Annotated in this window: 6 protein-coding genes; all 6 read right to left on the reverse strand. The window is 48.8% G+C overall.

What is annotated here, in order from left to right; all coding sequences use genetic code 11:
* Positions 1-116 precede the first annotated feature (116 nt).
* Positions 117-848 carry a ZIP family metal transporter gene (locus L0156_03480; protein ID MCI0602049.1) on the reverse strand — a complete coding sequence of 244 codons (732 nt, stop codon included), beginning with the start codon at positions 846-848 and terminating at the stop codon, positions 117-119.
* Between the two features lie 30 nt (positions 849-878).
* The gene (locus L0156_03485; protein ID MCI0602050.1) at positions 879-2,192 is read right to left on the reverse strand and encodes a type I 3-dehydroquinate dehydratase; all 1,314 of its coding nucleotides are present in this window, start codon (positions 2,190-2,192) and stop codon (positions 879-881) included.
* Positions 2,189-2,902 carry an energy-coupling factor transporter transmembrane protein EcfT gene (locus L0156_03490; GenBank protein ID MCI0602051.1) on the reverse strand — a complete coding sequence of 238 codons (714 nt, stop codon included), beginning with the start codon at positions 2,900-2,902 and terminating at the stop codon, positions 2,189-2,191. The genes L0156_03485 and L0156_03490 overlap by 4 nt, the downstream gene beginning before the upstream one ends.
* Before the next feature lie 3 nt (positions 2,903-2,905).
* A complete protein-coding gene (locus L0156_03495) occupies positions 2,906-3,373 on the reverse strand; it encodes a chemotaxis protein CheW (GenBank protein ID MCI0602052.1) in 468 nt (155 codons plus the stop codon).
* Positions 3,374-3,418: 45 nt separating this feature from the next.
* Positions 3,419-4,387, reverse strand: a complete 969-nt coding sequence (locus tag L0156_03500) for a hypothetical protein (protein MCI0602053.1) — start codon at positions 4,385-4,387, stop codon at positions 3,419-3,421.
* Positions 4,388-4,425: 38 nt separating this feature from the next.
* The coding region (locus tag L0156_03505) for an ABC transporter permease (GenBank protein MCI0602054.1) at positions 4,426-6,229 on the reverse strand (1,804 nt) is incomplete at its 5' end.

Here is a 6,229-nt window from a genome sequence, read left to right on the forward strand (position 1 = left end):
ACAATGTTTTCAATGGAAACACTTTACAACTAAACAGCATATGCTGCATTCGTTTGGCAAATGCTCTGCAACTACACGGCTAAAATTCAATAAACCGCCAAGTCGCCAAGAAAGAATCAAATAAGATATCCGGCAAGTAACAGGTCGGTGAAATAAAAAATTACAATTCCCAGAAAGAAAGCGAGCGATAGACTCAGACCTCTCGACTCATTGATGATCGGCACCAGGTCGGATGCCGCGATGTAAAAAGTGACTCCCGCAGAAAAAGGAAGCGCGTATTTCACCGTTTGACTGAAGAAAGAAATCAGTACGGCTCCCAGAATTGTGCTGATCGCAAGAACAGCAGAAGCATAGATTGCTGTCCGCCTGCTGCGCCCACTTGCCAGCATGATGGAAGAAATGGTAAAACCTTCCGGAATTTTGTGAAGCACCACGGCGCCAAAAATGAGCAATCCCAGCTTGGGTGAAATGAGAAAACCGGAACCGATCGAAATCCCATCAAACAGGGTATGCATGCTCAATCCAAAGATGGAAGTGAGACCAACAAGCGGATTCACCATGACTTCCCGATGCGTTTCCTCACCAAAATGGAAATGAGGCACGATCGTGTGCTCAAAGAAATGGATGGTGATATACCCGGCCAGAAAAAAGAGCGGAGCCTGATCGGTAATCTTCAAACTCTCGGGAATCATCGCAAGGGCGGCCGCCGCAAGCATGTAACCCGCGCCAAAGGAAATCGTCAGGCGCAGGACCTTCCAATCCCAGTAGGGCTTGAGTAACAAAAGCAGCCCGCCGAGAACTGTCGCCGACGCTGCTACCACAACCGCCGCAATCGAAAGCCAGGTCATTCGAATATAGTACGTTCAAAGGTTCAAAGTTCAAAGGTTCAAGGATGACCACCAGCGAAACTGGGCCTGCGCTTGCGCCTGAAACCAGGGCTCGCCGTTGAGCGTTCTGCAGCCGAGATCTCGCGCCCTCTTCAGAAGCTCCGTATCTTGATAGATGGAATCGATTACAACGCCTCCCGGTTTTAGATGCTGAATATCAACGGGGCACTCTCCACTGATCCATCCGATCGATGTGGCTTGAATGAGAACGTCGTAATCGATATTGCGGAGATCAGCCAACCCTCCGCTAATCGCCTGAAATTCTGAAGCCAATCGCTGTGCCTTTTCTAACGTCCGATTTAAAATCCATAATTCGGAAACCTTTGCACTGATCACGGAAGCCAGAGCTCTTGCCGATGCCCCTGCGCCGATGATCACAGCGCAAGCGCCCTGCACCGGAATGTCTTTCAGCAAAACCTCGATTCCCTTCAGATCCGTGTTTGTCCCGATCCACTTCCCCTTTACCTGCGCAACCGTATTGCAAGCTCGAAGGCGCTGCACTTCCGGAGTAACGGAGTTTACTAAGGACAGGACTTCTTCCTTATAAGGATGAGTAATACTAAAGCCTTTCGTGTTCCATTCAGGCGCTTTCCGCATGAGTGCAGGCAAATCTTTGCAAAAGTAGGGCAGATAAATCCATGGAAGAGACGCATCTGCAAAATGCTTGTTTTGAACTTCCGGAGACCGGCTGTGCGCGACTGGATTTCCGATGACGCCAAAGACAAAAAGCTGTTGCGTGTTCTCGAAGCGCCGCAGTCGATAAGTTTCAACCAATTGATCGAAGTCAAATTGACCGTTTCCAGTGGGTCGACCGGGCAGGCTTGCGTAAATCCAGCGAGCTCCATTGAAAACAGATAAAATACGACTGAAGGCGCCCACTTCACCCGCAGCAAAACAGAGTGCCAGCGGATTGTTTTCCCTGTTCAGCTTGATCAACCTGGCGATCACATCATAGTTTTCCGTTTCAAGTACAATCTTCGTCCGGTGCTCCCCGGATAATTTTTTCCACAAACTGTCCGGATCTTCTTCTTTCGCATGAATCGAAACAATGCAGTTTTGTCCCAAAGCTTCACCCTGCTCCACGTCCAAATAGTCTGCAAAAGGCCAGTACTTTTCGAGCAGATCCGGACGTCCGTGAGAAGCAAAAAGAAGTGGTTTATTCGTGGCAGCGCGAATTTTTGCGCCATCAAGATGTGCGCAAAGATCCAGGCGGATTTCAAACAAATCTGCATCAAAAGAATTTATGGCGGTGCAGACTTCATCGGTTGTTCCGTAAAGTGAAAGGCAGATGCGCGGGCGATTCATCTGAGCAGAGTAAAAAGAATAAGCGCAATACAAACAAACACCAGCGCATCCCGCCAGCTGATTTTGGGCTCAAGATAAGAAGTGCGCTTGCCCGGATACCCAAAACCTTTTGCTTCCAGGGACATCGCCATCAAGTCAGCGTTCCGCAAACTGTAAGAGATGAGCGCGGCAATCATCGGACCGTATTTGCGCGCTTTTACCGATAAACCTCCACTCTCAAGATCCACGCCTCTGGACTTCTGCGCAGCCACAATTGTTTGCAGATTCTGATAGAAAAGCGGAACCAGACGAAAACCGAGCGAAAGTGTAAAGGCAACTTTGTAAGGAATTCCGATCCGTGTCAAAGCAAAAGTAAATTCTTCGATGCGCGTGATGGTTACAAAGAGCAAACCGGCAAGAACAAACGTATCGATTCTCGTTGCAAGCAGCGCAGCATTTTCAAAACTCCACTCCGAACCGCGTATTTTGGGGACAACAGACCAGATGGCAAAAGTAAAAATCCAGAAAATCAAAAGCATTTTCCAGAATTTTTTAACATTCCCCGCGCCGCGCGCAAATAAAAGCAATGTCACGTAAAAGGCAAGAATGATAGCCGTGACCAAAAATGTTTTTGCAAGAAACGGGATCACAATGCAAAATAATAACATCAGGAGTTTCGTCACAGGATGGAGCGAATGAAAGGGAGTATTGGCTTCTTGATAGAGATACATCTGTTACCGATTGGCGGGCACGGAGGCCCGCCCTCCAATAGCCTTTAAATTTACCTGTTCTTCGCCGCTCAGAAGGCGCTCCAGATCCAGGATCACGAGCAAGAGGTTTTGATGTTTTGCGACGGCAATTACGAAATCGGCTCCATCCGGTGGTGGCTGAATCATTTCCACAGGGATCGTGTAGACCTGGTCGGCTTCATCCACAATCAGCCCAATTTTTTGACGGTTCATTCGCAAAATCAGAATTCGTGTCTGCATCGTATTGTGGATTGCAGCCAGACCTAACCGTTTCCTCATATCCAGAACCGGGACAAGCTGACCTCGCAAGTCGATCATTCCTTCGATGAATGGCGGAGCGCCGGGTATAGGCGTGATTTCGCAGTAACTGATTACTTCCGTAACGCGATGAATTTCCACTGCAAATTGCTGCGTTCCGATCCGAAACGCGACAAATTGTAATGAATCGGCCATGAAAGCGATGTTACCATAGCTCTTCAACGCAAAGGCGCAAAGACGCTAAGGTTTAAACCTGTAGGTTGCGGCGTTTCGCTGTAGATGAAAGACTTGGAGGTCGGGATCTACAACGATCCGATCCGGTTCGAAAGCGCATTGCAAAATGATTTCACGCTGCTGACCTCCGTTGAGCGAAACTTTTGTGCGCGATTCACGATATTCTTTATCGAAGCGTCGCCCCGTGGATGTTGAAACGTCTACAGGCATGTTTGCATTACCAACATTCTTAATCACGGCTTTCACTTCCCACATGTTTCCCACTCTGTGCTTCTGTGGCTTTTCCATGTAACGGTATTCAGGCATCACAACATCGAAAAACCACTGTTGCGTAAAGTGATCGTAAGCTTCCGGATCACGCGCGAAGGTTTTCATATGAGCGACAAAGTCCTCCAGCACTGGATGATCCGGACCACGATGCCATTTCTGGATGAACGTCGTTAGACCGGCATACATTGGATCGCGGCCGAGCAGATTTCTCATCATCCAGAACACCCAGCCTCCTTTGTCGTAAATCACCGTTTGATCCGCATCGCGAAAGAAGGTGCTTTTTGAAAGAGGGCGTTCGGAGCTAACAGCGCGTGTCTCGCCGTAGTATGCTTCCATTTGTTTGCTCATAATCCGGCGAACTTCGTCTCCTTGCACCTGTTCGAACAAGCACAGGGTCGCAAAATGCGCCATCCCTTCCGCAAGCACGATGCCGCCAGGACCTTCTCCCGGTGATAGCATGTGTCCCCACCACTGGTGCGCAGCTTCATGAGCGGTAACGCCGAATGCGCTTAACCCAAATTGGGCCGGTTGGTCCATGGAATCCTTCGTTAAAAATCCGATCCCTTCAGAAAAGAAAATATTGGTTGGATTTCCTCTCGCATACAGCCCATAGGCAGGAAATTCGCTGATGCGCAGCTCCTTCCAAACGTAGGGACCAAACCATTGCGAGTAATACCGGCGCGCTGAATCCAATCCCAGCACCATCAAATCTATGTTGTAAGAGTGTTTTTTATGGTAATAAACTATCGAAACTTTTCCATTCCTTGAAGTCCACTTTCCTGCAACCACATTAAAAACGCGCACCGGGTAATCACTTTGCCACGTAAGAACTCTTCTTCCGTTGGAAACTTTTTCTGATGTAAGAACGCCCATGGAAGTTGCATAGTATTCCTCCGGAACATCGACACGAATGTTTGTGTCCAACAAAGATCGTCGATGCCGGCATCCGTGATTCCTTCGTAAAAATGCGGGCCTGGATCCTCCGGCTCATACCGGTTTTTTTCATCGATTCCGACAGAATCGACAAAGCCAAGCACCGGCACGAACCATGGATTACGCCCGGTGAGCGCCACACCCGCCGGAAGAATGAATTCGCCAAGAACGAGCGGGCCGCCATTCCTGCTTATGCCGGGCAGCATGATTCCATCGTAGGAAAAACCAATCTTCATGGTTTGTCCTGTCTGCAAAGGCGAATCCGGAACAAACACAAACATACCTGAACGATTCTCCGGTGTGTATTCCTTTCCATTCACAGACCATCGCAGATTTTTCCAACGACCAACTCCGGTCAGCGGAATCCGAAACAGTGGTTTCTCCTTCCTGTTTTCCAAGTCGTAAAGGCCCCGAACATGGAATTCGCGCGTTGCCGGTTCCAAACGGATGTCCATTTCGATTCGTGTGGGATGAGGAAGCGGCTCGTTCATGAAACTCGCCATGTTTTTGCGCCAGTAGTCTTTTTCTGCATTCTGCGACGCTCTTCCCTGAAAACCTTGCTCCAGCTGAATCCAGAGTACCGATCCAAGCACACTAGGTGGGAGAAGGAGCGCCGTTAACTGCACTACAATTCGCCATCCGAATTTTCGTCTTGCTTGATTTCGATCAGCGACGCGCCGCGGAAAACGGAAAACAGCAAAGGCAAACAACGAAATGCTCAATGAAAGATAAAACAAACGATTCAGAACAAATGCTGTTCGATCCAGATCGAACGAACCGAAATCAGACCAGGTGACTGTATTGACCAGCGGCCAATTCGTGACCCAGTTGACTTTGTTGTTAGCAATTGCCCAGCCTGTAACAAACATCAGCGCCAGCGCGATTCCATAGGTTGACATACGATTTTTGGTCCATGAAAATGCCGCCATTACAAACGCAGTCCAGAAAATGAAAGTTGGAAAAATCAGCAATCCCCACGTTTGAACGAAGGGCATCACCTCGAATGGCGTTTCTCCACTGCTTATGATCAGGCCTGCGACAAACACAAAAGAGATGAACATCGACCCGAATGCAACAATGAAATTAACGAGCGCCTTGCCGGCTAGCAGCGAAAAAGTGGAAAGTGGTGTGGAATAAAGGATGGGACTCAAATCAGTCTGATTTTCCCGATGAAGAGACTCCGTTGTGGCAAACAAAATCAGGAAACACATCATCAGCGAGAGTGGAAGCATCGCTCTTGTGGCGACCCAACCGGATGTGTAGAGACTGATGATGTGCATTGGACCAACCCCGCCCCGATCCGGTGTTATCAGAAAAATCGCGATCATAACCATGAAGACCATTAGCCAAGTTTGACCGGCCAACTCTTTCAGTTCCATGCGCACCACATTCAACATCTGTCTGAACATGCCAACCGGCACTCTCTGCCCTTCTAAACGCGAAAGATCCGCCACCTCCAGGGGAAGAGCCTGCTCGCCGATTGGGACACGCACTGTGACACGTTTATCGCGAATTTTCACATGCTTCCTCGCAAAATTTCTCGCGCTCACAGCAACCATTCCGATTCCAAATAGCACGTAGAAAAGGCGGCTCAACAAAAATGGCATATCGTAC

The organism is bacterium (assembly GCA_022616075.1).
Taxonomy (GTDB): domain Bacteria; phylum Acidobacteriota; class HRBIN11; order JAKEFK01; family JAKEFK01; genus JAKEFK01.

Coding starts and splice junctions, on each gene's coding strand:
- L0156_03480 (MCI0602049.1), bottom strand. CDS start 848: ATGACCTGGCTTTCGATTGCGGCGGTTGTGGTAGCAGCGTCGGCGACA.
- L0156_03485 (MCI0602050.1), bottom strand. CDS start 2,192: ATGAATCGCCCGCGCATCTGCCTTTCACTTTACGGAACAACCGATGAA.
- L0156_03490 (MCI0602051.1), bottom strand. CDS start 2,902: ATGTATCTCTATCAAGAAGCCAATACTCCCTTTCATTCGCTCCATCCT.
- L0156_03495 (MCI0602052.1), bottom strand. CDS start 3,373: ATGGCCGATTCATTACAATTTGTCGCGTTTCGGATCGGAACGCAGCAA.
- L0156_03500 (MCI0602053.1), bottom strand. CDS start 4,387: ATGGTGCTGGGATTGGATTCAGCGCGCCGGTATTACTCGCAATGGTTT.